Source organism: Rhizobium sp. NFR12, from assembly GCF_900108545.1.
GTDB lineage: Bacteria > Pseudomonadota > Alphaproteobacteria > Rhizobiales > Rhizobiaceae > Neorhizobium > Neorhizobium soli.
In genome coordinates this window covers 99,070-125,222 of the sequence record NZ_FNWM01000006.1, presented here as the reverse complement: position 1 = coordinate 125,222, position 26,153 = coordinate 99,070, and the positions used below count along the sequence as shown (strand labels likewise).

General features: G+C 57.2%; 24 protein-coding genes and 2 pseudogenes. 7 read left to right on the top strand and 19 right to left on the bottom strand.

Going from position 1 to position 26,153, the window contains the following annotated elements; all coding sequences use genetic code 11:
• Positions 1-13: 13 nt before the first annotated feature.
• From BLW69_RS22630 to BLW69_RS20935, 14 genes are all read right to left on the bottom strand, one after another.
• Entirely contained in the window at positions 14-346 is a 333-nt protein-coding gene (locus BLW69_RS22630) for a hypothetical protein (RefSeq protein WP_139283914.1), read from the bottom strand.
• 792 nt (positions 347-1,138) lie between these two features.
• Positions 1,139-1,372: a hypothetical protein gene (locus BLW69_RS21010; RefSeq protein WP_092664974.1), complete on the bottom strand. Its 234-nt coding sequence runs from the start codon at positions 1,370-1,372 to the stop codon at positions 1,139-1,141.
• Positions 1,373-2,891: 1,519 nt separating this feature from the next.
• Positions 2,892-3,158 (bottom strand): WGR domain-containing protein, encoded by a 267-nt coding sequence (locus tag BLW69_RS20995; RefSeq protein ID WP_092664966.1) that lies wholly within the window; start codon positions 3,156-3,158, stop codon positions 2,892-2,894.
• 274 nt (positions 3,159-3,432) lie between these two features.
• Positions 3,433-4,641, bottom strand: coding sequence for a GGDEF domain-containing protein (locus BLW69_RS20990; RefSeq protein ID WP_092664963.1), 1,209 nt, complete (start codon positions 4,639-4,641; stop codon positions 3,433-3,435).
• 289 nt (positions 4,642-4,930) lie between these two features.
• Positions 4,931-5,284, bottom strand: coding sequence for a hypothetical protein (locus BLW69_RS20985; protein ID WP_092664961.1), 354 nt, complete (start codon positions 5,282-5,284; stop codon positions 4,931-4,933).
• 652 nt (positions 5,285-5,936) lie between these two features.
• On the bottom strand, positions 5,937-6,680 hold the full coding sequence (locus BLW69_RS20980; protein ID WP_175487302.1) for an ATP-dependent metallopeptidase FtsH/Yme1/Tma family protein: 744 nt from the start codon (positions 6,678-6,680) through the stop codon (positions 5,937-5,939).
• A complete protein-coding gene (locus BLW69_RS20975; protein WP_092664955.1) occupies positions 6,673-8,742 on the bottom strand; it encodes an ATP-binding protein in 2,070 nt (689 codons plus the stop codon). The genes BLW69_RS20980 and BLW69_RS20975 overlap by 8 nt, the downstream gene beginning before the upstream one ends.
• Positions 8,742-9,107 carry a hypothetical protein gene (locus BLW69_RS20970; protein ID WP_092664952.1) on the bottom strand — a complete coding sequence of 122 codons (366 nt, stop codon included), beginning with the start codon at positions 9,105-9,107 and terminating at the stop codon, positions 8,742-8,744. The genes BLW69_RS20975 and BLW69_RS20970 overlap by 1 nt, the downstream gene beginning before the upstream one ends.
• Positions 9,108-9,198: 91 nt before the next feature.
• Positions 9,199-10,164 (bottom strand): hypothetical protein, encoded by a 966-nt coding sequence (locus BLW69_RS20965; RefSeq protein WP_139283913.1) that lies wholly within the window; start codon positions 10,162-10,164, stop codon positions 9,199-9,201.
• A gap of 670 nt (positions 10,165-10,834) precedes the next feature.
• On the bottom strand, positions 10,835-11,965 hold the full coding sequence (locus tag BLW69_RS20960) for a hypothetical protein (RefSeq protein WP_092664946.1): 1,131 nt from the start codon (positions 11,963-11,965) through the stop codon (positions 10,835-10,837).
• A 285-nt stretch (positions 11,966-12,250) separates the two neighbouring features.
• On the bottom strand, positions 12,251-13,348 hold the full coding sequence (locus tag BLW69_RS20950) for a hypothetical protein (RefSeq protein WP_092664940.1): 1,098 nt from the start codon (positions 13,346-13,348) through the stop codon (positions 12,251-12,253).
• Positions 13,349-13,519: 171 nt separating this feature from the next.
• Positions 13,520-13,975 (bottom strand): hypothetical protein, encoded by a 456-nt coding sequence (locus BLW69_RS20945; RefSeq protein ID WP_092664937.1) that lies wholly within the window; start codon positions 13,973-13,975, stop codon positions 13,520-13,522.
• Positions 13,972-14,529, bottom strand: a complete 558-nt coding sequence (locus BLW69_RS20940) for a hypothetical protein (protein WP_092664935.1) — start codon at positions 14,527-14,529, stop codon at positions 13,972-13,974. The genes BLW69_RS20945 and BLW69_RS20940 overlap by 4 nt, the downstream gene beginning before the upstream one ends.
• 97 nt (positions 14,530-14,626) lie before the next feature.
• Positions 14,627-15,520, bottom strand: coding sequence for a DNA-methyltransferase (locus tag BLW69_RS20935; RefSeq protein WP_092664932.1), 894 nt, complete (start codon positions 15,518-15,520; stop codon positions 14,627-14,629).
• A 288-nt stretch (positions 15,521-15,808) separates the two neighbouring features.
• On the opposite strand from BLW69_RS20935, the gene BLW69_RS20930 reads away from it, so the two are divergent.
• Positions 15,809-16,888: a hypothetical protein gene (locus BLW69_RS20930; RefSeq protein ID WP_092664929.1), complete on the top strand. Its 1,080-nt coding sequence runs from the start codon at positions 15,809-15,811 to the stop codon at positions 16,886-16,888.
• Here BLW69_RS20930 and trbB read toward each other — a convergent pair.
• A pseudogene (trbB, locus tag BLW69_RS20925) lies at positions 16,889-17,777 on the bottom strand (P-type conjugative transfer ATPase TrbB). It lies immediately after the preceding gene.
• Positions 17,774-18,349, bottom strand: a pseudogene (gene traI / locus BLW69_RS20920) (acyl-homoserine-lactone synthase TraI). Before traI ends, trbB begins: the two co-directional pseudogenes overlap by 4 nt.
• Before the next feature lie 351 nt (positions 18,350-18,700).
• Between traI and repA the strand changes: the two are divergent.
• The 3 genes from repA to repC all read left to right on the top strand — a co-directional run bounded on the left by repA (position 18,701) and on the right by repC (position 22,396).
• The gene (repA, locus tag BLW69_RS20915; protein WP_092665045.1) at positions 18,701-19,909 is read left to right on the top strand and encodes a plasmid partitioning protein RepA; all 1,209 of its coding nucleotides are present in this window, start codon (positions 18,701-18,703) and stop codon (positions 19,907-19,909) included.
• A 103-nt stretch (positions 19,910-20,012) separates the two neighbouring features.
• Positions 20,013-21,017 carry a plasmid partitioning protein RepB gene (repB, locus tag BLW69_RS20910; protein ID WP_092664926.1) on the top strand — a complete coding sequence of 335 codons (1,005 nt, stop codon included), beginning with the start codon at positions 20,013-20,015 and terminating at the stop codon, positions 21,015-21,017.
• A 167-nt stretch (positions 21,018-21,184) separates the two neighbouring features.
• On the top strand, positions 21,185-22,396 hold the full coding sequence (gene repC / locus BLW69_RS20905; RefSeq protein ID WP_092664923.1) for a plasmid replication protein RepC: 1,212 nt from the start codon (positions 21,185-21,187) through the stop codon (positions 22,394-22,396).
• A gap of 466 nt (positions 22,397-22,862) precedes the next feature.
• Here repC and BLW69_RS22885 read toward each other — a convergent pair whose 3' ends face one another.
• The gene (locus BLW69_RS22885) at positions 22,863-23,030 is read right to left on the bottom strand and encodes a site-specific integrase (RefSeq protein WP_175487301.1); all 168 of its coding nucleotides are present in this window, start codon (positions 23,028-23,030) and stop codon (positions 22,863-22,865) included.
• A gap of 551 nt (positions 23,031-23,581) precedes the next feature.
• Between BLW69_RS22885 and BLW69_RS20900 the strand changes: the two genes are divergently transcribed.
• Positions 23,582-24,031 (top strand): thiol-disulfide oxidoreductase DCC family protein, encoded by a 450-nt coding sequence (locus BLW69_RS20900; protein WP_092664920.1) that lies wholly within the window; start codon positions 23,582-23,584, stop codon positions 24,029-24,031.
• On the opposite strand, the gene BLW69_RS20895 is transcribed toward BLW69_RS20900, so the two are convergent.
• Together BLW69_RS20895 and BLW69_RS20890 are read right to left on the bottom strand one after the other, a co-directional pair.
• Positions 24,008-24,547 carry a cytochrome P450 gene (locus tag BLW69_RS20895; protein ID WP_162759577.1) on the bottom strand — a complete coding sequence of 180 codons (540 nt, stop codon included), beginning with the start codon at positions 24,545-24,547 and terminating at the stop codon, positions 24,008-24,010. The two genes, BLW69_RS20900 and BLW69_RS20895, sit on opposite strands and share 24 nt — an antisense overlap.
• Positions 24,544-24,906 carry a methyltransferase family protein gene (locus BLW69_RS20890; protein WP_092664914.1) on the bottom strand — a complete coding sequence of 121 codons (363 nt, stop codon included), beginning with the start codon at positions 24,904-24,906 and terminating at the stop codon, positions 24,544-24,546. Before BLW69_RS20890 ends, BLW69_RS20895 begins: the two co-directional genes overlap by 4 nt.
• Positions 24,907-25,220: 314 nt before the next feature.
• Here BLW69_RS20890 and BLW69_RS23040 point away from each other — a divergent pair, with 314 nt between their 5' ends.
• Together BLW69_RS23040 and BLW69_RS20880 are read left to right on the top strand one after the other, a co-directional pair.
• A complete protein-coding gene (locus BLW69_RS23040) occupies positions 25,221-25,571 on the top strand; it encodes a hypothetical protein (RefSeq protein ID WP_244508918.1) in 351 nt (116 codons plus the stop codon).
• Between the two features lies 1 nt (position 25,572).
• On the top strand, positions 25,573-26,142 hold the full coding sequence (locus tag BLW69_RS20880) for a type II toxin-antitoxin system VapC family toxin (protein WP_092664912.1): 570 nt from the start codon (positions 25,573-25,575) through the stop codon (positions 26,140-26,142).
• Positions 26,143-26,153: the final 11 nt, after the last annotated feature.

Below are 26,153 nucleotides of genomic sequence, written 5' to 3'. Positions count from 1 at the left end.
TGCGGCAGGCCACTTATCGGCTGGCGCCTTCTCGACAGCAACAGCCAGCTGGTGTTCCTCCTCCAGCGTCGACAGACGCATTCGCGGCATCGATTTCGAATAGCCAACGGACGGCCAACGCACCGTCTACCGTCAGCGCCTTCAAGTGTCCGAACCGGCAGTCGCTGTCCTCAGTCGCAAGTTGACAATTCGTTTTCCAGCTCGAGAAGCCTTGTTCTGTGGCACGAAAGGAAAATGAATTCTGAGGATCACCCTCGCCGGCAAACCCATGAGCGGCCTCGTATTGCTGGATGATCTCCCGCAGTTCTTGGTGGTCTTTTTCCGGCTTTGCCCTGACGATATCCATGCGACGCTCCTTATCGCAGCTGAGAATTTGCAGCGAGCGAAATTGTTCCAACGGCAACGCCGTATGGATAACAGGTCATAATCGCAGCCGAGCTGTGTCGTTGCCCATCTACAGGTTACGCCGGATTACTTGGAAAGCAGGCGCTACGACCCGATATCTAGCACCGCAGCCATTGGCGCTTCGAACGTCGCCATGAACCCCGTAGGACGATAAGACTTCTCGACGTCCCGTGTCCCAGCGTTCGCCGTCCTGATCAGCCTCGATCCAAATCCGCGCCGGATCGGCTCGGAGACGTGAGGTCCGCCGCTCTCGGGAATTTATCCCGTCGACACCGCCCCCATGCGGAGACCGAATTTGGTCATCATCAGACTTCCTGGAGACAGTGCTTGACGAAGTACGCTAATCGCCTCTCTTTCTCGCGGCCTACCAAGAGCTCCTGGTAGTGATTTCGAAGACCTTCTGCTGTGATCGAACCCACAATCCACTTTTCGAGAGCGTCTAGGTACGTGGGATCGTCCTCGAATTGCAATCCAAGTGCGTGGGCTCTGTTTCGGACCGCTTCGACTATCTCGCGGCGTCTCTCAGTCGTCATATGAACCTCAATGTTTCGCTGACGATAGCAACACTCGTCGAAAATGACAGTAACTCACGATTGTACGGGATCGTACCATGGGCTCTGAAGGGGAACGTCTCTGGCTAGAGATGCTTAAGTCTCAGCGGTCGTAAGGTCCGCCGCCTAAAGCGACCGCAGAGCAGGCGACATTCTCAATCGGAGTGTCGCCTGTTTGCTCCTCATGACAGGAAGCCAGGCGCGTACTGAACTGAGAAGGTGAACCCTAGTACCGCTATAAGTCGCCGCGAGGCGTCAGACACCGTTATGGTGATGCTCTCTGCAGGTGGAAACTTACGAGCCACAAAAATGGCTAACGCGTTATAACCATCGTTCACTGCCGTGTGGGCATTCGCGACGTCAATCTCGACCTCTGCCTCGACACCGTCCTGAATATGCAGAATGAACTTTGGCATGCCATCTCCAGAAATTTAAGATTTCAAGGATGGTCATGAAAACTATCGCTACGCCACAGAATTCCGTACTTTCGCGCCTCAAAACCGTTGGCGGCCGGTTTTCGTGCAAAGATGACGGGGAGTGAATTAATCAGTGTCATTGTCGGGCATGCTCCAGACTAGATGAAGCCCTACGAGCATCTGACATTCAGCCCATGGGCGGCGTACCGGCTCAACGGTACTGGCTGGTCCTTCTGGTTCACGCGTAAGGACGTCGTTAATATCTTCCATTTGGACCATCACCTGCGTTGAACGCTCACTCTCGGGTGAATTTCGGCCGTCATCCCCTCGCCGCTCCATAGCTGAGAACGACGATGCCGTCCTTAGTTGCTCGTGCAGAAAGGACGCATCAGCCATAACTTCACGTAAGGCTGCTACGGCATGGCCGTGGTACGCAGCGAGGATAACTTCTACCAGATCGGTCTCAATCTCATCAGGCGCGTTGGCTTGGGTAGTGTGTATCATCTTCAAACCTGACGTGAGTTGATTTTGTTCGTGCTATGTTCTCACGCCTCTGATGAACGGAGTCCCCACTCTCGACGAGGGAAGTCACAACAGAGGCGGAGCTGAATTGCTCTCGTCACGCCATCAGACTGTAGGGGAATCTATCGTGCTACTTCAAGGCTCGGGTACGCCAATGCGAGTGCGACCTGTCTCACCAAAATGATCAAGCCGTTAGGGGTCCTTGCACTGGTTCGCTTAGCCAGATTCTCGCTGCATGTGGGCTGCCTTGGTATCCGGCTCCAACAACATGCGGCAGGCTGCGATTTGTCGGAGTGTCCAAAGCATGGAACCAGCCATCGACATCCGAGTTCATCGCATTGGACGGCTGCGCTACCGGCGACATCGAGCGCTAGGCCAAAGCCTTCCGGCTCATAGCGCGGCGTACTCCATACTCTATTGGAAGTATCAGTGGCAGCCGATCCGCACTTTCACGAGAACTCGCTTACGCAGCGAGGCTTGGCGGTGTACCAGAAGCAGCTTTCTTCAAAAGCTCGCACAACACAGCGAACCGTCGGTCAGCTTTCGCTAACACGCTTGCGTCCGCAATCGTTAGTTCGATTACGCAGTGGAGCGAACGAGCGAGACTTCGAGCCGCCTTCCGAATCTCCGGAGAAGCCAAAGTTCCGGCCTCCCCGATCTCCATAGCGATTGCATACATTTGCCTATGGCTTTTTGCTTCGAAAGCCGCTGCGAGCCATAATCTCAAATGATCGTTGGTCATAAGCGACTGTACGCCCCAATCCGAGATTGGTTGCAAGATATGTGGTACGTAGTCAACCTAACGTTAACCCATGCGTCGAACGCTCATCGGCGAGACGCGACTGCTATCATGGCAGTCAAGCCAATCATAAGCGCTGCCCGGGTCTGAAAAACCGAATGCGTGAATGTCATCATTCAGCCGAACTGCAGCTCGCCGAGACACAAGCTTTGATCGTTCGAAACAATTTCGGTTTGGCGGCTTTCGGGCAATAGTGGATCAGTGGATTCGTGCATCTCGCAAAGGCGACGGTTGATATCCTCGGCCGCGCTTTTGCCTCACCATGTCCAGGAAGTGCTGTAACGCCTGAGACTGTTCAGCGAACAGGTCGATCCTGAGGCGACCACGGCCCCCTACCCTCCCCCAGCCACGTTCTACCGCGTAGTCTCCGAACAAGGTGGGCTCGATCGACACTCTGTAGAAGCGGCACATGTTGCGACTGTTATCGATGCGGACGAGGTGAACCTGAAACTGTTGGGTGCTCATAGCAGTCAGACTGAGAGATAACCCAATCCAGGTCCAACGACAGTTTTGAATCGGTAAGACGTGATCGATTCACAACGTGAATGTCGGGATCTGGAACCCGCCAGCGCAAAAGCCTCCGGCGCTCATGTCGGAATCGAAGCTGGCGAGAATGGAAGGTCCGGGACCCCTGCAAATTTTCCCTGGGATTTCGAAATTCCTGGGCGAGCTTTCCAAGCTTTCTTTCTTACTCAAACTCTACTCTAATACATCATCGAACCCTATTCCCGGAAGAGCCTTACTGCCCCGCGACAAGGCGGGTTGGCGGACGACGCTGCTGTGGGGTACTTGGCTGCGTCGTCGTCGGGGTTCGAAACTGTTGGCTGGAGACAACTTTATTCCGCCCGGATGACTTTGCAGCATAGAGGGCATGATCAGCCAGACCGAAGGCGCGGTGGAGACCCTGAGGTTCTTCGAGAACGGCTGCAAGGCCGCAGCTTACGGTAAATGCGCGATCGATTCCGAGACTTGCCCAGTCACCATGCTCGAACGATACTCTGACGAGATTGCCGATGGTCATGGCAGCTTTTAGGGATGCATTGGGCAGGTAGGCGATAAACTCTTCTCCACCTGCCCTCGCGCTATATCCCGACGTCCCGACGGTTTGCCGCAAAACATCGGCCAGCATGACGATCGCCCGGTCGCCGGTTGCATGTCCATACGTGTCATTGACCTGCTTGAAGTGATCGATGTCGAAGATCAGCGCGACTCCGTACGGCGTGTTGCTCCCGAACTTTCTTTCTATGGCCTTCTCAAAGCCGCGACGGTTGGGGAGGGTGGTCAGATGATCTTTCTCTGCATCGCTGCGGTGGCTGTCGATGGCAGCCGAGGCGATTGCACCAAGTGCGGTGAAGGGGAAGATCATGCAGACGGTGATCGTGGAAACGTGGACGGCTAGATTATAGGCCGAATTGGCGAAATCCCCGAGATCGTTGCTCGATTCCGTGAAGAAGGTAAAGAACACGGTTCTGAGAACGGAATCGAACACGACGATCATGCTTGCCGCCACCAGTCCGATATCGATGTAGCGAGAGGCGCGCAACGCAACGGTAACAACGGCGATCCCAAGCAGGAGCGCAAAGGCTGCATCGGTGAGAAACAATTGCCAGACGAGGCTTTGTTCGACAAACACGAGATAGGCCAGCACCGGCGTATAGACCGCTATCAGACTGCGTCTGGCAAGACGGCAATTCGGCACATCGAAATGCGATAGCAGACCGCTGCCATAGCAATAGGCGGCACCGATGAACACCATGCCGGAACTGAACGCGTCGAACATCGGATGGGTGGAAAAGGTCGACAGCACGAAGCCAAGGGCGGTTTGCGCAAACCCGGCTGCCCAATGCCAGGAGGAGATTACCCGGGCTCGCCAAAGGCACAGGAAGGTCAGCGCGACGATATTGAACAATATCGGCGGCACATAGACCATCAGATTGCTTGCCCCCATCGTGTCCACACGCCCCCGTATGCTGCCCGCAACTGATCGACACGGAGGTTGTAGTGTCGAGAGGTTAAGCTTTTCCTTGCTTGCGGGATATCGGCCGGGCCGTAAACTCGCCGGCGGGTCTGACAAATGACCTGGAAATCTGACGCGGTCAGTCTTGATGACAGGTCTGCGAAATGACAGTCAGGGCTTCAAAATAATCGATTCCGGCGCAAACGCCGTTATAGGGAGTAATGGGGGGAATACGCCAATAAATACCGAACGTCGTTTGCATAGAGAGCGCTATAGGCACTCAGGATGGATCGTCGCCGGGTTCGCCAGGTTCCTTGCGTTCGAGGTGACGCTTGGGCCGAAACGGAAACAGGCCATCGGCATATTTGCGGATCAGGCCGTCGATGACGTCATAGCTTTCGCGATCGTCAAAACCTTGGGCCTCCAGACCAGTGACGATATCCCTTGAGATCTCTTCGAGGAAGGCGGGGCCTGCCACATCTCCGCTCTTGTGCGCATCAGAGATCGTTTTCCACAAAAGCATCCGGGCAACATCGTCACGTGTCGGTCGGCGCAGGTCCTTGGCCTTGTCGCGCACGCTCTGCTGTCGCGTCCGCTGCTCGGCCGTCTTCGTCCGTTTCGATTTGGCGGCCATGCCTTGAGGTCTCCGGCGGCTGGTTGCGGATCACACCATACCGCTCCGCCAATGTTGACAAAACGGAACGGCACGCACCCCCGCTATAGCGAGACCACCTTTAAAATCTCTCAAGCAAGGCATACCCGAGGTGGTGGTTACCGGAGGTGGTGATTGCCACACGCGGCGGAACACGCGCACCCATGGCGCGACACCACCCGCCGCTGCAATCGACATTTTCGAGCGGTGAATCGTAAATTCCGTGTCTGGAATCGCGGGATGGTAAATTGAGATGATGTCTGTCGATTTGCCCACAACGTGTCTCGACGTGCTGGCAGTTCGCCGGGGACAGGACACAGCCTGCATTGGATTTTGGGCAACGCGGATGACGTTGCGGTTCATGCGAGATGATGCTGTATTTCCTGCCAGCCATGCCAACTATCGTCATGGCTAAGCCGATGCTTCTGTCAAACGCTCGATCCCGAACGTGCCTTTGCGGATGCCGTCGGAATCGCAAATGCTGAGATCGGAATCGAAACCGCAGACTTCTGAATCGATGACCATGAGGCACGAATCGAAAATCCGGACTTTCGAAACAAAAATGCCGAGTTTTGAATCGACGTCCCGTCATCTGGAATCGAGGTTCCGCAGCCTTTGGACCGCAATGCGCTCACTATGGTTCCGGCATTCCTGGCTCTGCCAGTCCAAGCACCTGCCGGATCTCGCGCCCCTCCATGACACCTCTTTCCTGTAACCGACTGGCAATCTCCAGCAAATCGTTGCAGTGGCTCGTCAACAACTCCGAGGCCAGTGTCTCGGCTGAGATCAGACGCTCGTTGACCCGTGCTGCCAGTTCCCGATCGAGGCTGAGAAGATCGAGACTGCCGGAGGGATTGCGATAAAGAAGCGGATTGATCCTGGAAAATCCGAGCCTCGTCTCGGCCGCCAGAGCATAGTCCGTCGCCTGGGCCAGGTCGCTTGTGTCATCGCCACCGGCTCCGGCAACCACATCGCCAAGCACCATCCGTTCGCTGACCCTCCCCGCAAGCAGGCAGGCCATCGTTTGCCTCAGCCAGGTCTCGGTCTGGGCCATATCGTTTCGGCGGCGCGTCAGCACCTGCCCCAGATTTTCCACGCCGACGGTGACGGACAACACCTCACCGACGCCCAGCAAAGACCAGGCGATGGCATGTCCCGCCTCATGCAGGCAAACGCGCCAGAGGACATCGTCAGGCATTCGCTTGTGTCTCCCCTGAAGCGCGATATCCAGATCCTGCCAGGTCAGCAGTCGCCTTTGCCGTCTGGCAGACTGGCGGGCTTCGCGCACCAGTCGTTCGATATCGGCTCCGGTCTGCCCGAGGGCTCGAACCGCAAGCGGCCGCAGTCCGGCATATGTCGATCTGGTCATGTCAGTCATGGAGAGGCCTCCTGTTCTGGTCGATGGCATTGTCAATATCCGGGTCTGCCGTACCCTCCGACGGTGGCTGGCGCACTTTGATGGGAGTGGCGTTCTTCGCTGCCGGCGGGCGCAATAGGGATTGGTCTGATTGGCTCGTCGGGATTGCCACGGGTACGGTGGTCAGAACATGATCGAGATCACCACCAAGGTGATGTGCCAGGATGCCTGTCAGTGCATCGACATCGGGCATCGGGATAACGATGTGCTTTTCCAGTCGCCCGGAGCGCAACAGCGCCGGATCGATCCGCTCGGGGAAGTTCGTCGCCGCAACGACGATCACGCCTTCGGATTTTAAGGCACCGTCGAGCAGCTCCAGCAGGCGGTTGACCAGCGAGGTCCAGTAATCGTCATAGGCGCGATTGCGATCGCCTCCCCCTACCCGGCTGCCAATGCCATCCAGCTCATCGACCAGCAGGATACACGGGGCGTTGGCTCGCGCGGTCTTGAATGCCGCCGACATGCGCTGCAGGACATCGCCGAGATATCCGGGCTCAAGCCATGACGTCACCGAACTGATCACCAGCGGCACGCGCAGCGAATTGCACAATGCCCGTGCAAACGTCGTCTTGCCGGTCCCGGGCGGACCGGACAATAAAAGTTTGGTGCTCATGTCGCTCCAGTCGATCTCTCCTGCCCGCCATTCAGCAAGATCTGTCTTCAGATCCAACGCCCAGGGTGTCGCATCTCCATAACCGGCCAGCGTTTCGACACGGAGTGCCGGAGCAGGTCGTTTGGAGACCGGTGCGGTGGATGAGTTGATGGAGCCAAGGCTTGCCGCTGATTTATCGTCTTCGGTGACGGCGTCGGGTTGGATGATATCGACTGAGACTTGTGTGTCCGTGCCCTTGCGTTTGCCCCTTCCACTCTTGCCGTCTCGGGCTTCACTGTCGCCGCTTGCTTCGTCCTCACTGGCGATCGGGCGGGCCAGAATTTCGAGCGCAGTGAGAATGGTGTCGACAGAGCGTCCTTGCCGGACTGCCAATGTCAGATCGTCGAGATGCAGACGCGACAGATCGAACGGTGTCTGGCGGAACTGCCGGAGCGTTTCTTCAACCGCGATGCCGCAGCAGATCGACAACAGCGAAGCGAGAAAGTCTTCGTCAAGTGGTCCGCACTCCAGGACCAGATCGGCGGTCTCGACAATACCGGACATCAGAGCGGCGTCGGTTTCGTCCGCGATCATCACCGGCAAATGCGTTTCGCACAAAATGTTGCTGATCTGCCGACGCACCATCGCTTCCTTCGATTTGGCGATCGCCTTGCCCGACGCGACCGCGACCTTTCGGCGTTTCTTGGCCCTTCGCTTTTCGTCATAGCGGTTGGAAAGCGAGATCAGGTGAAACAGATCCGCAAGCTTTGCCCAGAAAGGCACGATAATGCCCTCCTCCAATGCCTGGCCAAACCGATGCTCGAACCCGCCGACCGGCGCCTTGATCAGGATGAAGGGGTCCGGTCGCGACAGAGCGTCCCGAAGGTCGGCCATTCCCGCAAGACTTGATCCGACGGCGCGGGCAACGAGCAAGGCGACCGCAACTTTTGTGACGTCAGGTGGTGGAAGGAATGAACGGACCAGTGACAAGAGTGGTCGGCTGTCGGACGCGCCACCACTCACCGGACGCACGGGCTCATGGTGGAAAGCACGAGCAGCGGCGACGATTGCACGCCGTGCCGGCGTCTCTTCGGTGGGATCCGGCTCATAGGGGATGCCAACGATCCGATCTGCCGGGTCAGTATCGCCGCCATCTCGCTGCGCACCCGTTTGTGAGGATTTCAGCAGGCGGGCAAGGACCCGGCGATCGTGGTCCGGATTGCCGGTCAGACGATCGCCTGGGTCTACCGCGATCCAGAGGTTGGTTTTCGCTTCACCGAATTCGCCGATGGTGTGCATGTCCAGTAGCTCGACATTCGCGGCGCTGGCATAAAGATCGAGAATGCCCAGGCGGCGGATACGGCAGAGGAAAAAGCGCATCAGCCGTTGTTCGAGGGTTTCTGCCGCGCGAGGCCTGACGCTGCCAACCATCAGGCGCCCTCCCCGTTCAGCTCCGGCAGATCGAGAAACTTGGCATTGCCGGTCAGCCAGTCGCGCACCATGATCGCGGAGGCATCACCACGGTCGCATTCCTGCACCAGCCAGTGCCGCAGTTGCGTGGGCAGACTGGCCATGCTGATGCCGCGGCGGCGGGCAAACCGGATTGAAGCGCCCACGACTGCGGCCACATGCAGCGCTTGTTCCTCGTCGGTCTCGACCAGAGCCCCGACCGCGAATTCGATCGCAGCAGTATTGGAGGTCAGACCCGCGATGTATTCGGCTCCGGATGTGTTTGCGGTCTGGAACCGGCGAAGTCGCTGGCCCGGAAACTGGATGATGTTGGTCGGTGTCGTCATGGTGACGTTTCCCATTGGCCGGACGCTGTCTGCATCCCGGCTGAAGCCTGATGGAAAGAAAGGAATGGACTGGTGCGGGGCAGCCGTCGGTTTATCGCAACCCTGAGCCCGGAACCTTTGCGAAGCCGATGCGTGGCATGGTCCCGTGCCCGGTAGTTTTTGCCGGATCGGCATCGTTGGCGGGGTCAAGCACGGCCGATGATGCGCGCTCATTGGTTTCGTCTGCTGTGGCAGCGCCCTGCCCGCGCCCGCCCGGACGCAGATCTGATGCACCGTGAAGCTGTCGTCGTGCACCTGTCCAGTTCGCGGTGATCTTGTCGCGGAACAGTTCGCGCAGTCGCGTCATAGCTGCACCAGCGCCGTTGATCTCGAGCAGATGATCAAGGTGACCGAGCGGCCAGATGCCGCCATCGATATCCGTCCTCTGGCTTTCAGCATTGACGATCACCACACGGACGTCTTCCGCCACCAGTCGCCGGTGTTCCTTGTACAAGAGGTCCGGAACAACAAGAGCTGCTGCCAGCATCCGGCTCTTGAGTGCTGCAATCCGCGACACCTCGTAGGACGACAGGCTACGCTTGACATCGATCACATGCGCAACCCTCGTCGGACGATTGAGGATCAAAAGGTCCGGCGTGTAGGATTTGCGCCCGCCGCTATCGGCATCGAGCGTCAGGCTGCGATAGAGATGCACCGCGTTCTTTTCGACAAGCTGCATAGCCGCAGGTGTCACCGGCAGCCGCAGGTTGTCGGTCAGAACGACCAGATCGGGATTGCTGGCCGCAATCAGGCTGATGCCGCGTTCGAGCAACTTTCCCTCAATGATCGGAATGGCGCGCAGGATCGCCGACATGCTGTCAATCCCGGCATCGAGGGCGCCGGCCAGCGCATCGGTCGACAGTGCCGATGTAACCTCGTTGACCAGCTGTTCGAACACGCTCGCCATCGCATCGGGATCGACACTGTGTCGATAGAGGCAGGCCGGCGATGGGGCGAGCATGGTGTTTGAAAGCTGTGGGGCGGATGACGGTGTCGCAGATGATGGTGTCGTGGTCATGGAAATCTCCGTGTGGTGAGGCGATTCGGAACCGGGCACAGGTCTGCCGATGCGGAAATAATTTCCGCATCGATCGATCACGACGATCAATCAGACAGATGGATAAACTGGCCGGTTCGATGGCTGCGATCAGCGCTCAAGCGTGGGCGTGGGTGCCACAGCCGCGAACGATGCTGACCAGTGCGATCCGGCATGCGAGCTCGGTGGGCCGCCCGGTGGCATCAGGTTCAACAAGAGAAATCTTCAGAAATGCTTCCGGAACGGAAGCGAAGCAGTTATGGGTCGACATAGCCCAAGTCCTTCTCGACAAGGTTGCGGGTCAGGCCCTCGTTCGATGTGTCCAGCATCGGCGGGGGCCGCTAAGTAACTGCAGGAGCACGTTAATCCCGCAGTCCTGTTGATTTAGCCCGGAGAACCCATCCCGGCAAGCCGGTAGAACGCATCCGGAACAGAAAGAGCCCCGGTATGGTTAACGGGTGACGCGGCAAAAAAATGCCCGGATACCGAGCGGGCATCCGGGCACAAAAATTCGGCATGGTCGGTACGGCGGGTCTAAGCATCGTCGACCTCAGCTCCGGCATCGAGGTCTCTGCTCCACAGAATAGGAACCGCGTCATGCCGATCGCGAGAGGACCCCGTTCGAGATTTGCTGATGCACCATTTAGATCGGTCAGCCAGCGGATCCGAACTCGAGCTTCACCATCTCGCAATCCAGGCAAGCCCGAACAAAATTTCGGTGCTCGATCAACTCCGCTGGATGGGCAGTCCAGAACGGATCTGTATCCGGTCGCTCGACGATATCGGCAGTCGCATCGTTCAACAACGCCGCGAAGCCCTTTTCGCAATAGGCCTTCAAGCAGTCAGCGAGCTTCAGAACCTGACACATCCGATCCGTCCCGAGGTTGATGAGATCAGCGTGACCCTCCCGGTCGGCCTTTGACATCCGCACCCCAAAGAAGTTTCCGAGGAAACGGTGTGCGTAGACAGCGGCATTCAGCGCCGTGGTATCTGTGTCGAACAGATCAGGTCGATGCGCAAGGACGCAGTCATGTTCGAAATCGGGTTGATGCACACAGGTCCCCGAGAGACCGCGACACCGCTCGATAGCAAGTTCGTGATCTGCCAACGAGTAGATACCGAAGCTGTTGCGATGGCCGTTGAGGATATCACGCAGCAATGCGTCGCCGTCGGAAACCAGATCAACCGTCAAAGCCTTCGCGTGATAGTGCCTCCGGTTGACGGAAAGCAGAGGTTGCTTGGTTTTACAATACAGGATGTCGTCGACCACGATTAGACGATCACTGCGGTCAGCGAAGGTATCAAGCTGACTTTGAGCGATTTCGTTATCGAGATCCCGGATACCGAGGCCTGGCAGGTTAAGAGTATTAGCAGGATGTTTCAGGTCAACGTCCCCATCGAATCCCACAGTGCGCCACAGGTCGCGATGAACCGACCAATAGTCGGTAACGTTGATCAGTGCGCGGTTTGGAGGATATTTTTGAATGTGTAATGTAGCGCCTGCTTGTGGCACCTCACCTGCGCCCTGGAAGAACTCTCCATTCAGCACACGCAGTTCACCATCAGGTAGGGTCGCGGCAATTGGTGCTTCGTGGGCGTCGATAATCGCGACGTCGATCTCTCTGGTGAGAGTGGCGCTGATGATCTTCCGGTTTCGCGCCCGCCGAGGATAGCCCGTGGTGGCGACGGGAATTTCAAAGTTGATGGTGACTGGCACGGCATATTCCTTCAGCGTTTCGGTCAGGTGGGGGTTGATCGAGTTGGCCCGCTTTCGGGTTTTCACGGTTCCATGCGCGGCGGCCCGCGGCTTTCCGCAAGAGCCCAGCGCATCGCGTCTCCACGTTCGAGACGAGCACCTCTTGGAGCTTGTTGGGCCATGCCACTGATCGATGTCGCCGAGGTAGGAAAGCACTGGGATCTTTTCTCCCAGCGGTTGAGCGTGTTCCACTCGCCATGGTGCTCGCAGGCTTTGAGCCCGCGAGACGATACCTTGGCAGGCTCGCGCCTCGCCATGCGAGCTTCCCGTACCGCCGGCGACACTGCGCCGGCGGTCTTCTTCTTCCTCCCATCAGACATTCGCGGCACTTTCGGCCTGAACCTCAGGCTCTGGCGCGGAAAGCTCGATAGGTGCGATGGAGGGCACGTTGGCGACACGCGTTCTTGCCGGTGCCTCCTTGGCATGGTCCCCTGCCCCACCATTGATCTCCTCGTTCAGAAGCCCGTCTGCGACGGCGGCCGTCGCCTGATCAGCGTCATGCTCCGCGGTATCGTTTTCGCCATCATCCGCGATGTCCACAGCGACCTGACCGATCAAGCCGGCAGTGCCGGGGAACGCTTCGCCGAGAACCACGAAACGCAGCGCCGGCAGCGCCGCATCGACGACCCAGTCGTGGAACTCTTCCCGGCCGGGGTAGCGCGGAGAATCCCCAAGACGGGAGATGATCTGCCGTGCCTTTTCCCATTCGACCGGAAGCGGAGCGTCAGAGCCGCGTGGCGAGATCACCGCGCTCAGCAGAATGCCCGCCTTCTGGCAGTCGGCTTCTACCGCTGTTGCAAGCCTGGTTTTCGGGACGTGCTTGCCCTTGCGGATGTCGGCGACGATCAGTTCGACAGCCTTGAGCGAGCGCTTGACGAGCTTGTTGATCACCTCCAGATCTACCTTCACCCTGGCGTCGACGGCACGGCGAAGGCCGTTAGCGCCGCCACCTTCTGTTGCAGCCTTCGCCGGCGTGTCTCCCTTGATCCGCTGCTTGACCTTGCTGACAGTGAACTGCTCGCCCGAAAGGATCCGGCCGAGCAGTTCCGTGATCACTGGCGCATCCGCCGTCGCGATGATCGTCATCACGGTCGGCTTCACAGCGGCAGCGATCAGCAGCTCCTGCTGCTCCACGGTGAACTTCTCGACGCGGATAGTGTGGTTCCACGCATTGCGGACTGTCATTCCGCACTCCAGCTTCAGCCACTTGCCGAAGGACTTTTCCGGCAGCACCGACTTGACGCGAATGAGCTGCCGACCGAGCTCGAGCGCTTCTGCCGCGTCCCGCCGGCCGAGAGAAGCGATGAAGCCGCTCACCTCCGACAGAAGCGGCCGGTGCTCCTCCGGTGCTACGAACGTTTCTGCCGTCTTGCTTGCCTTGGCCTTATTGGCCTTCTGTGTTTTCTGCATCTGGAACTCCTTTGATGCGATTGGGGTAGCCGAAGCATTGGGCAATGCTCCTCGCTGACGCCTCCTGCGAGCGATGGCGTCAAAATGAAGCATTGATGTTGGATGGATCGTCAGACCCTGCCGCGCCGTGCGGACTTACGCCGATGGCAGCAGGGCGCCGACTAGATCACTTCATGACGGGGCGGCTTCGGTCACGCAGCGGTGCTGCCAATGCTCCTGGGTCCGCATGTATGCCGCACGTCGCGCGACCCAGTCGCCACGGACCAAGCAGTCGAGAAAGGCGGTCCGATAGGATGCGATCATCGCATCCTCATGCGCGCTGAGCGCTTTGCCGGACACCTGAGACTGGCGCAGGATGTAAAGGATGAGAGCTGGCAGCGGGTAGAACCACATCGCGACGCGCAAGTTTGACAACATGGTGCCCGCCGGCAAGTCGATCGCGATCGAGCCTGGATTTGCGGTACCGAAACGCAAATACAGTGTGTCATTGGGGTCAGCCACCAGTGCCATACCGTCCAGGCAGAGGTCACCCTTCCGGCCGGAAGTGTCATCGAGCAAAGCGCGGGAAGAACCGGGGGCCTCGTGAGCCATGTCTGCCAGTGCCATGATAGCAGGAGAGAAAATCATGCCTTGTCCCTTCCGGTATTGTTGATGGAGTTGCCGTTTCCGCGCGTCTGCTCAGAGTCGCGGGCCGTGCGATTGGCGGCCCGATAAGGCCCGAGCGAGAATGCCCGGTTCCAGCTGTCGCGCAGCCATTCCAGAGCCTCGGAATGATCGCCATGCTCGATCACGTCGATGAACGCCTTGAGCTTCGCATCAACCTTCCCTTGCCAGCCCTCGGCATCAGGATCGAAGCCCGGCAGATGGCGCAAGCTGTGAAGAAGCAGGTCAGGTGTCATGTCGACAAACAACGTCGCCAGCAGATCACCGAGTGTCCTGGATGCAGGCAGTGCGATATAAACGGCGTGCTCGACAGGCTGGCTAAGCACCGCTACGAGCCGAATTCCGTGAAGTGCAGAGACTTCGAGAACGTGTCCCTTCAAGCTCCTGTAGAACTGGCTTGGCCGGAAGGTCGTCGCGAAATCCTGCGTTGCACCACGCGCGGTGTGCAGGTTCCAACGAAGGTGATGGAGGTGTTCATTGGACAGTTTCTTGGTTTTGTGGGTCGAATTTTTGGTCACAGACTCTCCTTCGGCATTTCGATGCCCTACTGAGTGATGGAAATTTGGGTGGAAACCTGCTTGATCGTGAGGATGCGAGCCGGAGCTACACCGGCGCCTAGCCGTGCTGTCCGATCTTACGCACCGCCGCCTCATTGAGACGCTGCCGAGCGATGTCCACGTACGCGCGCTCCTTCTCGATCAGGATCGAGCGGCGTCCATGACCGTTGCAGACGGCTCCAACCGTGCCGGCCCCCGCAAACGGATCGAGAACCAAGTCGCCCGGCGCCGTCAGCGCACGCACGAAGCGTTCGACGAGTGCCTCCGGGAACTGGCACGGGTGCGCGGTTTTTTCGGGATGGTTGTGTTTGACATTGGGGATATCCCAGACGTCGCCGGGATTCTTACCGAGTGGATTTCCGCTCAGCTGCCCCTTCTTCGGTCCCTTGAAGTGACGCTTTCCCGGATATTTTTGCGGCACCCGGATCACATCCAGATCGAAGTGGTAGGTGTCAGATTTGGTAACCCACACGATCGTCTCGTAGCGACCCGAAAGACGGCGCGAGCAGTGCAGACCATGTCCGAAGGTCCACACAACGCGGTTGCGCACTTTCATGCCAAGCGCGCGAAACATCGCAATAAATTCCAGATCGAGCGGAACCACCTCGCCGGCGTGAACATAGTTTCCGAGCTGCCAGCACATCGATCCATGGTCCGACAAAACGCGATGGCATTCGCGGATGATCGGCTTCATCTGTTCAAGATAAGCAGCCAGGGACGTCGAGCGCTCGTACGCCTTGCCAATGTTGTAAGGCGGGCTTGTGAAGATCAGATCGACACTCTTGCTGGGAACCCGAGCCAGGACAGCCTCAGCCTCGTCGTGGCGGATGTCGCAAAGACCGTGCACGAACGAAATGTTTGGCTTGCTGCGGACAACCGCAGGGAGCGGGGTCTCTCCATTATTTGCTGTCGAAGTCGATTTTCTCGGGGGAGGGCCGAGTGGAGTTGACATTAGCGGTGTCGTCAGTCCAATTGTGTGTTTGAGGCATTGCGTCGGCATCCAAGGGCTCCACGTTGTTTGTCCGGTGCCACCTTAAAGCACCGACAGGGGGCCTTGATCCATGCAGAACGTTCACAGCACAAACTGACATTTAAGCAGTTGATATTGCTGTAGAAAATTGACCTTTTAGGTTCCTCACATCGTTTCACACGGATAGCTTTAAGCCTTGGCTAAGCAACTCCCTTGGAGCCTTGTTAGCCTGTGGAGGGTAGACCTTCATTTGAAGCCAGCGAGGTGAATATGACGATTGACTTGACCGCGATGATGACGAGGCCGGTAAACGAGGAAGCCTTAGAGGCTTACAACGATGGAACTGCTGAAAGCAGTGCGGATCTTGAAGATATCTATCCCGACGACCCTCGATTTCCAAAATATCCACGCGAACTTAGGCTTGAAAAACTTCGTGATAAGATCGAACTAGGAGTGCTTATGGGCCGATTGACGCCGGAGGAAGCCGAGCGTCGAGCCGAAAAAATGGGGTTAACCCCGTTTAAGTCTGTGCCCGCGAAAATCTCGGTTGATGGTCTTCCTGACCTCTGGACGCCGGAGATGGTGGCAACATGGATTGCCACTAAAGACCCAATGAAAGCACTTCGTCATCACTTTGAAAGTTGTCAGTCGTCAGCGGTCTGGTTGCGGAACATGCCTGGCCGCTATCATTCTGGTACGGCAAAACTACTAAGTCGGGCCGCTCCGTCGAGGCTTTTCAAACCCGGGTCGATACACGCAAATGGGTACAGTAAGGTATCTCTTACTAAGACAAGCTTTTTCGACAGCTACTACGATTTTGATGGCGAACTATGCGCGTTCCCCCCGTTCCACGAATGGTTCAAGGAGGTGAAGGAACTCCTTGTTGCCGAGCAGATATCTTCCTGGGGAATGGTTTCTGACGATGATCCAGGTCGCAAAATTCGTCCTGATGAATGGAGTTTCGCAAGTTTTCGTCAGGGACGCAGCGGTAAGGTTATTCTTTATATTGGAAGTGCACCAGTTTATGTTCAGATATATTTTCTCGGGTCCGAAATCCTGGAGAAATTTAGTTTGGTGGGTTCGAAGTATCGAGCTTGGCGGACGGATACAAAGGCGCTTCGTTCGTTATCTATGACCAGACGCATTTTGATAGAGTCCATGCAAAAAAGCGACAAATTTGCGCCCGGATTTCCAATTAACCGCTCATCCAAAAAGGAATTAAATCGGGAAATATGGGATTGTATAACAGACGATGGTCTGAAGGAAAAATACGCGATCACAAGCGATCCGAAGTTTTACAACTTCATTGACGAAACGTTTAAAGCGTATTTTGAAGAGAAAGACGCTTGATTACCTCATGGTCCGCCTCCCCTTCCCGGTTCGCTCAATGGAGACGACGAGATCGACGGCTTCGCCGATCACCTCGTGCATGGGCTGCTGGCTGACTTCCGCCGTCAGTTGCTCCAGCCGGCGCAAGGCTGAAATCGCCGTGTTGGAATGAATTGTGGTGACGCGCCGGGATGGCCTGTGTTCCAGGCCTTGAGCAGCGTCAGTGCCGCGCCGTCGCGGACCTCGCCGACAGTGATGCGGTCGGACGCAGGCGCATCGTGCTTTTCAGCGGGCGGGCCATGTCGATAGTATCGCTGGTATGCAGTGACACGGCGTTCTCGGCCGCGCATTGAATTTCGGCGGTGTCTTTCAGGATCACCATCCGATCGACCGGGGTCGCGGTGACGATCTCGGCGATGATGGCGTTGGCGAGTGTCGTCTTGCCCGATCCCGTGCCACCTGAGATGACGATGTCCATCCGAGCGTCGATCGCGCTTCGAATGGCAGATGCCTGGGCTTCGGTCATCACCTTCGACTTCACATACTCGGTCAGTGGAATAAGACGCGAGGCTCGGCGGCGGATGGTGCATGCTGGTCTGGAGACCACCGGCGGTAACAGGCCCTCGAAGCGGTGTCCGCCAATCGGAAGTTCACCAGAGATGATGGGCCGCTCGTCGTTGGTCTCCGACTGCAGCGCATGCGCAACACTGCCGATGACAACTTCGGCTGCGGCGGTGCTAATCGCGCCAGCGGGTGCCAAGCCGTGCCCCAGCCGTTCGATGAAGAGACGGCCGTCCGGATTGAGCATGATCTCGACCACGGTGGTGTCGTCGAGCGCGATGAAGAGCTGGTCACCGAGTGCGTCCTGCAGTTTGCGGACCAGGCGGGGATGGGAGCGCAGTTGGATCACGCAGCGCTCCTGAGCATTGCTCCGTCGGTCCGATGGAACGACTGATAACCTGGCGGGCATACCTGCTCGAAGCTGACGCGGTCGGCCGGCAGGCTCCCGTTAATGGCGATGGTGTTGCCGATCGGAGCAGGTTCGCCGAGACGCCGCATCGGCCATCCCGCTCGCTTCAGGATGCGCTCGAAGCGGAGATCGGTGGCCGTGGCGATTTCGCTGTAGCCGCTCGCCATCGACCATTCGATGATACCGGCAAACATGGTGAGCGTCGCAAGATGGAGCTGGCCCCCTCCCCTTCCCGCGGCCAAGGACGTATCGACGCAGAAGCGCGAACTCTCGACCATGCCAGAATGAGGGCGGAGCGAACCGCATCGAGAAGCTGGCGGAAGGTCTGCTCCAGCATTGTCGGGCCAGAAGCTGGAAGGAGACGAACGCAACCTGCGACCGTTCCACGGTCGGCAATTGCCAGAAGATAAGTCGGTCTGCAATCATCGTACTGGTCGCGCTCTTCTCCTGCGGTGTTAGGAGACGTCCCAGGCGAGACGTACGCCAAATACCGTCGCTCAAAGACGGTGCATCTGTCTCAGGAAGTCGCGATGGCGCTCTTCACCGCTTGCCTACGTGCAGATCTGCACCTCAGGTGATTCTAGCAACTCGCTGGTCCGGCTCTTAGAAAGGGAGCTCGTGGTGGGCTACGATGAGGAGATTTATGTGCAAATCTGCATTTTGCCGTTGCAGCGCCAACAAGAGAGAACAGGTGGAAATCCTTGAATCATCGTCAGTAAATCGAGTTGAGCTGCTTATGCGACGGAAATTCGTTCACTTCTTGTTAACTCTAATTCTCTTGCAGCACTGATAGAATCGTGCGCTATCTTGAGACGGCATACGCGCGTCTGACGCTTGCAAACCGTCTTGAACTTGAGGCTACATTGAACGTGATCGACAGGCACATAAACAGGGCAGCAACGTCCGCGCATATCACGCAGCGTGCTGAGGCGCTATCTGCGCGACTTCGTGCGGTTGGCGAACGCGCTTTCCCACCGACAGCGCAAAAGTCGCTTCGCTCATTCACTTCTGGTGAAGTTGCCGAAATAGTTGGAATTTCTGATGGGTACCTGCGCCAACTGTCGCTGGATGGTCTCGGGCCCACTCCCGACATTGGTACCGGAGGGCGCCGCTCGTATACCCTTGAGCAGATCAACGAGTTGCGGCGATACCTCGCTGAAGCGCGCCCGAAAGAAGCTGGGCGATTTTGGCCGCGCCGTCGGGAAAGTGACAAACTTCAAATCATCACAGTCGCGAACTTCAAGGGTGGCTCCGCCAAAACGACCACCTCACTTTATCTCGCACAGGGTTTAGCGCTGCAGGGTTACAGGGTTCTCGCAATCGATCTGGATCCTCAGGCCTCGCTCTCCGCGATGTTCGGGTATCAACCCGAGTTCGACGTTGCTGAAAATGCCACCATTTATGGCGCAATAAGATACGACGACCAACGTGTGCCGATGAAGGATGTGATCCGTTCGACTTACTTTACGGGCATCAGCATCGTCCCCGGCAATCTCGAACTGATGGAGTTCGAGCATCAAACGCCGCGCTTCATGCTCCAGAACCGCGGACGGCCGGAGGACCTGTTCTTTAGACGTGTCGCGAGCGCAATCAATCAAGTCGAAGACGAGTACGACATCGTTGTTATTGACTGCCCTCCCCAGCTGGGCTTCCTCACCATGGGCGCTTTGAACGCAGCTACCAGCATGATTGTCACCGTTCATCCGCAGATGGTGGACGTAGCGTCTATGAGTCAGTTCCTTCTCATGACATCGGATCTTGTCTCCGTCATTGAGGAAGCTGGAGGCAAGCTCGATTACGATTTCTTACGCTTTCTGGTTACTCGCCATGACCCGCGAGACGTCCCGGAACAGGAAATCGTCGGCCTGCTTCGTGATGTATTTGGGACGGATGTCATGGCTGCAGCAGCTTGGAAGTCAACGGCGATCGCCAATGCCGGTTTGACCAAACAATCGCTCTATGAGTTGTCGCGCGGCGCAGTCGGGCGGTCGACCTACGACCGCGCCATGGAATCAATCAATGCCGTCAACCACGAAGCTGTCGGTCTAATTAACGATGTGTGGGGCAGATAAACATGCTTCACCCTCAAGAAAATCAACCGCTTACCTTGTTGTCAGCTGACGACACGATGCCGCTGGGTCGGCAAGCGAGATGTTTTGATCGGGGAGACCATAGATGAGCAAACGAACTCAGTCAGTCCGCAATCTCTTTGCCGCTGGGCCAGATGTCGTGCCGACGGCGGAGACCCGCCAACCGATGCAGCGTGTAGCATCAGGCGCGGTGCGGTCCCTGAAGGACACTTTCTCGGAAGTTGAAAGAGACTACGAGGAACTCAAGCGGCAGTTTGCAGAAGGCGCTCTGCCGATTGACCTCGATCCGTCCCTTATTGACCCCTCCCCTTTCGCCGATCGTTTCGCGGACCAAGACCTGTCCGCTCTGGAAGCGCTCAAGACCTCTTTCTCGGAGCACGGGCAGGAGATACCAATCCTCGTTCGTAACCATCCGAGCGAGACAGGCCGCTACCAGATTGCCTATGGCCATCGTCGTGTGCGTGCGGCCAATCAACTTGGCATCAAGGTCAAAGCTTATGTACGCGAGCTAGGAGACGATCGCCTCGTTGTTGCGCAGGGGATCGAAAACTCTGCGCGCGAAGACCTTACCTTCATTGAGCGCTCAATATTTGCGTTGAAACTCGAAGACGGTGGCTTTGACCGGACGCTCATTCAGACGGCTCTTTCAGTTGATCGCCAAGAGGCGTCAAAGCTTATCAACGTGGGCCGAGCAGTTCCCGGCTGGTTGACCGAAGCGATTGGCAGAGCTCCGAAAATTGGCCGCCCCCGGTGGCAAGAGCTTGCTGACATTCTGAAGGCCGACGGCGTCGATGTCAAAGCGCGGAAAGCGACGAATGATAAGTCGTTCAGCCACAAGTCCTCAGATGATCGCTTCATTGCAGTCCTTCGTGCAGTTAAGGCAGTCGATAAGCCGAACTCGGTAAGACCCACGGCCCTAATCGCGAAGTCTGTAGATGGAGAAGAGATTGCGACTCTCGCTGTCACAGGCAAGGTCTGCAAGATCCAAATCGATAGAGATCGAGACGAGGCTTTTGCCAAGTTCGTGATGGATCGTATCCCCGATCTTTACGAGAACTTCCGGAAGACCACGTCCGGCTCCGAGAGCTAGAAAAGGAAGAAACCGCAAAAGAAAAAGGCCCCCAAACGTTGCCGTCATGGAAGCCTCTCTCATTGGTCTAAGCAGCCTGAGAATCGCATTTTCATGAATCACAGTCAAGAGTCTTGGCGCCGTTTTGGTGAGCGGATTTCTTTTGCCGATCGAGAGGTAGAAGAAAAATGCATAATGGAAGTGTAACGACGCCCTTCGGGCGGCGGCCTATGACGCTTGCGTTGGTCAGAGCCCAATTCAAGACATCCGAGATTCGGGATGGAAAGTCTGCTGATAAGTGGAAAGTGTACCGTGACGTTTGCGATGCGCGAGCGATTCTTGGTTTGCGCGATCGTGCGCTTGCCGTACTCAACGCTCTCATTTCATTTTTTCCCGAAACGGAACTGAACCACGGCAAAAACCTCGTCGTCTTTCCGTCTAATGCCCAGTTGATCACTCGAGCAAACGGTATCGCGGGCACGACCTTGAGAGAGAACCTAGCTGTGCTGGTAAATGCTGGGTTGATCAATCGCAACGACAGCCCCAATGGCAAGCGTTACGTGAGGCGTGCAAGGGACGGTGCTGTCGAGACCGCTTACGGATTCAGTCTTAGCCCCCTACTTGCAAGGTCGGAGGAATTCGCGCTCATGGCGCAACAGGTTGCCGAAGATGCCCGACGTCTAAAGTTCGTCAAAGAACGCACGACTATCGCCCGCAGGGATGTCAGAAAGCTCATTACTGCTGCGATTCAAGACGGCGCGGCTGGTGACTGGGCGACGATCGAGACCACGTATGTAGCGGCAGTAGGGCGGCTGCGGACAGCCAAATCGAAAACGGACTTTGAAGCAATCCTGGACGAACTGTCGCTTTTGCGTGACGGCGTTCTTAACATACTGCAATGCCAAGTTTTTCCGCAAGAATCCGACACCAGTGATAGCGGTATCCGTCACCACATACAGAATTCAAATACCGACTCTATAACTGAACTTGAACCGAGCTCTGAAATGGAGTTGGGCAAAACGGCCGTGCAAAATCGAAGCCTTCAGGCCGAGCCTTTAAAAGCTTTCCCAATTGGGTTGGTTATGCGGGCATGCCCCGAGATAGAGTCCTATGGGCCGGGAGGCGAAGTCCGAAATTGGAGGGACCTTATGTCGGCCGCGGTGGTTGTCCGCTCGACTTTGGGTGTGACCGCGTCGGCCTATCAGGACGCTTGCGAGGCGATGGGACCCGAAAACGCCGCGGTTGCAATGGCAGCGATACTTGAGCGAGCAGGGCACATCAATTCGGCCGGGGGATATCTACGTAATTTGACATCGAGAACCCGTCGCGGTGAGTTTTCGCTTGGTCCCATGTTGATGGCGCTGCTGAAAGCAAACTCAGGCGGCGAGATGCGGGCCTGAGATAATCCGGCGGTCGCAAAGGTTGAGGGCGTTCAGAAAGCGAACGATGTCGTCAGCTGACAACATCGCAAAGCATTGATTCTATTGATAAAGGACAATGTAGCGAAGACGAGTGATTAAAGTAGCTACCAGCATGCGAACCAGTCTGTCAGAGGCCTACTTCAGCGGAGGATTCTAATCATCGTATGGCCTGTCGCTGACGGTGCGTTAGTCCAGGACAGTCGGATCGACCCACAGGCTGTCGGAGCGAAGGTGCAAGACGCGCGAAATTTATTATCGGCTCGTTTAATCGACGCACTCGCTTCGGAACTTACAAGGAACGGCTCCAGTCTCTCACCTTGGAGCTCCCGTCAAATTTGGTCCGGTTCAGTCCGGCGTTTTTCCGCAGCAATTGTGAACCATCGGATAGCCCTGACCTTAATCCATGCGCATAAAACTCCCGTGTTCCAGCCCAGCCTACGCCGCTCTATGTTTTGACGATCACATTGGCCGTACTCTGATCCAGTGCCCGCTTCGAAACATTGCCCAAGCGACCGAGCTTTAGAAAATTGCTCCCGCTTTCGATCTTGGCAACCGCAAGCCAGCCACCGAGCGCATCCACAAGACAGCGCTCGTCGGGCGCATACGCTACCATCAAAATTGCCCGGTTGCGGTGCCTACCGTGCGGTTAGGCGTATCGTGGATTTCAGGGCAGTGGAGAAAGAGAAGCCCGACAGCCCGCGTTATTTCATCAGCATCGACCAGCTGACGAGCTGCCGTCGCACAGTATTGGCCACATGTGGTACCGAAGATCGAGATTAGCCTTGCTCGTGCAAACCAGCCGGCATCCGTGGCGAGGATCGATGTCGCGCTGTTCCGGTCTGCACAGATGGTTCGCGAAGACTTTCAGAGCCTGGGCTTCTGGTGCAGGCCAGGGGGAGGGAAGCGCTGGTCGCGGAGCGACTAGGCCTGCAGATAGGCAAGGGACGTGAATGCCCGAAGCGTGTTTCTGCTCATGCGCTCGTAGATCCGTTCAGCGGAATTTTCTGAATTGGCTGCAGCGAGACAACTCCTCCTCTTAACCCTGATGGGAAAGACGCGATATAGGATGTTCACGTGCGCTTCGCAGGCTGTAGTTTACCGGTATCCAACAGCCCGAGAGGCCGAGCACGACGAGACATTCAGGCCACTGGAGCGAGCAAGGACATGTATGGGAACGATGACAAATCATCGACAATCGTCGTGTTTGATACGGACTGTGTGCTTTGCTCGTCATGGGTTCACTTCCTCCTCCGTCACGAACGCGATCAGACGATGAGGTTTGTTTCCGCGTGGTCTGACGAGGGAACGCAGATGGCTGCGCGGCACGGACTGACGGCTGATGATCTCGATGAAACTTATCTGGTGATCGAAGGCGATCGCGGACTTGTGCGCTCCGATGCCGGACTGGCCCTGATGTGGCACCTCTCGATGCCCTGGCGCGCTCTTCGCATCCTCTCCATCTTTCCCCGTTCTCTTCGCGACATCGTCTACGCATTCATCGCCCGCAATCGCTACCGCTGGTTCGGTCATCGCGCGCGCTGTTTCGTGCCGCCTCACGGACAAAGCCATAGGTTCGTCAACGGCGCGTGGTCAGCGCCGCGTTCGCCATCTTAAAACGAGGCCCCCGGCAGGCCGGAGCGAGAACCGAGCCACCGGTTTCGGCAACTGGTCGCACTGTTCTGGCAGCATGCGCTGCAGCACGGTCGCCAGCACCAGTCCCGTTTCCATCAGGCCAAAATTCTGTCCGATACAGACACGCGGTCCGGCGCTGAAGGGCAGGTAGGCGTAGGGCGGCCAATCCGGCTCGCGCATGAAGCGGGCAGGCTCAAATCGTTCGGCGTTCTCGAAGACGCGCTCATCGCGTTGCGTGATGTCGGGAATGACCTGAACAAGGTCTCCGCGACGGATCCGATTTCCCTGGATGTCGACATCGCGCAAGGCTTCACGGAGAAAAAGCGTATAGGCGGGCGGAAAAAGCCGTAGAGTCTCGTTGAGTATTGCCGGGATCGTCGGCAGCCGAACGAGGTCGGATTGCAGTTGCGGTGCAATGCGGGCGCCAGAGTGGCAACCACTCCGGAACGGCGTTGCGATAGTCCGCCCAGGACTGGGGAAACCGCTGCTGCAGGTCATTTCGGTGGTGCCAGCACAATGCCTTCCACGAAAATCCAGGCCATGACGGCAGCCGCGGCGATCCATATGTTGTCGAGGAACGCTCCGAGGACGACCCAGGACAACGCTGCCGACAGCTGCATCGGGTTCCGGATATAGCTGTAGATCCCCGTCGTGACCAGCCGCCGCGTCGGGTCGAGTGGTATCGCGGTGCCAAGGCCTTGAACCGCAAGCATCTGCACGGCCGACAGACCGATGACGAAGCTTATCAAAAGACCGATGAACAGACCAGCCCAGCGCCAGGCCGGAAGCCCCGTGATGGGACGCTTATCAGCGAGACGGCTGGGCGGAAGGCGTTGGCTCGCGAGGCGGTCATTCATCCTCTCGCTTTCGGCGGACGCTAAGGATCTCTAAGAGACCTACGCCTAAAGGCAGTTGGTCCTCGGACCATCGAGATTAAAATCAGGCGGGGTGAGAAACAGCGCAATCGGGAGGGTTATGCTCCGTGCCCTCAATGACGCATGAAACCGAACCGATGCACCCGATCATCAGCGGCAGATCGGGATTGAGAGGGGTGGTTCGGAAAGGCAGCAACCTCGGTTCCTCGCTGCAGCCTTGAACAGCAAGTGCAAATCGCGTATTGTCAGACAAAGACCGATAATGTCAGACATTATTGTGATCTCTGGAGACGTCTATGACAAAACAAGGCCGCGAAAAAACCATCACATCGTCGTCGCCCGACGGCGTTCTCACGGCGGCCGCCCGGTCCGCGAAGGCTGGACAGTTTGTAACCGTCAGCAAGGCCCGGTTCGAAGCCGTGATGAAAGCCGCTGAGCATTCCGGCTTGCTGGGTGAAAAGAGCAAGCGGATCGGCGGCCGTATCAGTCCTGCTCTCATTGAACAGGCAAAAAAACATACGGGTATCGAGACAGACACGGATCTGATCGAATTTGCACTGGCAAATGTTGCCCTGGACGACAATTTCGGAGCCACGTTCCGCAAGACGCAAGGTACAGTAGATCCCGATATGAAGCTGGGTTTCTAAATTGTCGGACTTTGATTTCGACGCGGCGCTCCGCTGGGCTCGGTTTGATCCCTATCGCACTTTAGCAAGACGGCAGGACGAGGAACTCCCGTTCGTCAGTGATCGGGCAGACAGTGGCCAAGATATTATTCTGGATACGTGTGTCTATATCGACGGCCTGCAGGGACGTGCGCCGGAGGTCGTTGCCGATCTCCTCGATATCAGGATAAGCAATCATTCGACTGTGGCTATCCAGGAGTTGATGCACACTGTCGGCGTCCTAGATCCCAAACACCCCGGCACCAAGGGAGCGGTCCGGCAGATAGGTGTGACCATCATGGACATGAAGCCGCACCGTATTTTCGCGCCCGATCCTGACGTGTTGGGGCGGGCAGCACTCCTATCCGGCATGCTGTGCCGCCTTCAGGGCTATGAAAAAGATGCGCGCCTGCGAGCACTTCAGGACTGTGTTCTCTTTCTACAGGCGCAGAAATTGGGCTTCACGGTCCTCACAGCCAATGTCACCGATTTTGACTACCTTCTGCAGTTGATACCCACCGGGCGGGCTTTGTTTTACAGAGCTACGCAGTAGGTCTGAGTTAT

Excerpts from the sequence above, each read along its gene's own strand:
- BLW69_RS20895 (WP_162759577.1), bottom strand. The coding sequence starts at position 24,547 with ATGACCTGCAGCAGCGGTTTCCCCAGTCCTGGGCGGACTATCGCAACG.
- BLW69_RS20975 (WP_092664955.1), bottom strand. The coding sequence starts at position 8,742 with ATGGTTGGCAGCGTCAGGCCTCGCGCGGCAGAAACCCTCGAACAACGG.
- BLW69_RS20935 (WP_092664932.1), bottom strand. The coding sequence starts at position 15,520 with ATGTCAACTCCACTCGGCCCTCCCCCGAGAAAATCGACTTCGACAGCA.
- BLW69_RS20950 (WP_092664940.1), bottom strand. The coding sequence starts at position 13,348 with ATGCAGAAAACACAGAAGGCCAATAAGGCCAAGGCAAGCAAGACGGCA.
- BLW69_RS22885 (WP_175487301.1), bottom strand. The coding sequence starts at position 23,030 with ATGGTAGCGTATGCGCCCGACGAGCGCTGTCTTGTGGATGCGCTCGGT.
- BLW69_RS20900 (WP_092664920.1), top strand. The coding sequence starts at position 23,582 with ATGTATGGGAACGATGACAAATCATCGACAATCGTCGTGTTTGATACG.
- BLW69_RS20985 (WP_092664961.1), bottom strand. The coding sequence starts at position 5,284 with ATGGCCGCCAAATCGAAACGGACGAAGACGGCCGAGCAGCGGACGCGA.
- BLW69_RS21010 (WP_092664974.1), bottom strand. The coding sequence starts at position 1,372 with ATGCCAAAGTTCATTCTGCATATTCAGGACGGTGTCGAGGCAGAGGTC.
- BLW69_RS20890 (WP_092664914.1), bottom strand. The coding sequence starts at position 24,906 with ATGAATGACCGCCTCGCGAGCCAACGCCTTCCGCCCAGCCGTCTCGCT.
- BLW69_RS22630 (WP_139283914.1), bottom strand. The coding sequence starts at position 346 with ATGGATATCGTCAGGGCAAAGCCGGAAAAAGACCACCAAGAACTGCGG.
- BLW69_RS20995 (WP_092664966.1), bottom strand. The coding sequence starts at position 3,158 with ATGAGCACCCAACAGTTTCAGGTTCACCTCGTCCGCATCGATAACAGT.
- repB (WP_092664926.1), top strand. The coding sequence starts at position 20,013 with ATGAGCAAACGAACTCAGTCAGTCCGCAATCTCTTTGCCGCTGGGCCA.
- BLW69_RS20970 (WP_092664952.1), bottom strand. The coding sequence starts at position 9,107 with ATGACGACACCGACCAACATCATCCAGTTTCCGGGCCAGCGACTTCGC.
- BLW69_RS20965 (WP_139283913.1), bottom strand. The coding sequence starts at position 10,164 with ATGACCACGACACCATCATCTGCGACACCGTCATCCGCCCCACAGCTT.
- BLW69_RS20930 (WP_092664929.1), top strand. The coding sequence starts at position 15,809 with ATGACGATTGACTTGACCGCGATGATGACGAGGCCGGTAAACGAGGAA.
- BLW69_RS20990 (WP_092664963.1), bottom strand. The coding sequence starts at position 4,641 with ATGGGGGCAAGCAATCTGATGGTCTATGTGCCGCCGATATTGTTCAAT.
- BLW69_RS20945 (WP_092664937.1), bottom strand. The coding sequence starts at position 13,975 with ATGATTTTCTCTCCTGCTATCATGGCACTGGCAGACATGGCTCACGAG.
- BLW69_RS20980 (WP_175487302.1), bottom strand. The coding sequence starts at position 6,680 with ATGACTGACATGACCAGATCGACATATGCCGGACTGCGGCCGCTTGCG.
- repC (WP_092664923.1), top strand. The coding sequence starts at position 21,185 with ATGCATAATGGAAGTGTAACGACGCCCTTCGGGCGGCGGCCTATGACG.
- BLW69_RS23040 (WP_244508918.1), top strand. The coding sequence starts at position 25,221 with ATGACAAAACAAGGCCGCGAAAAAACCATCACATCGTCGTCGCCCGAC.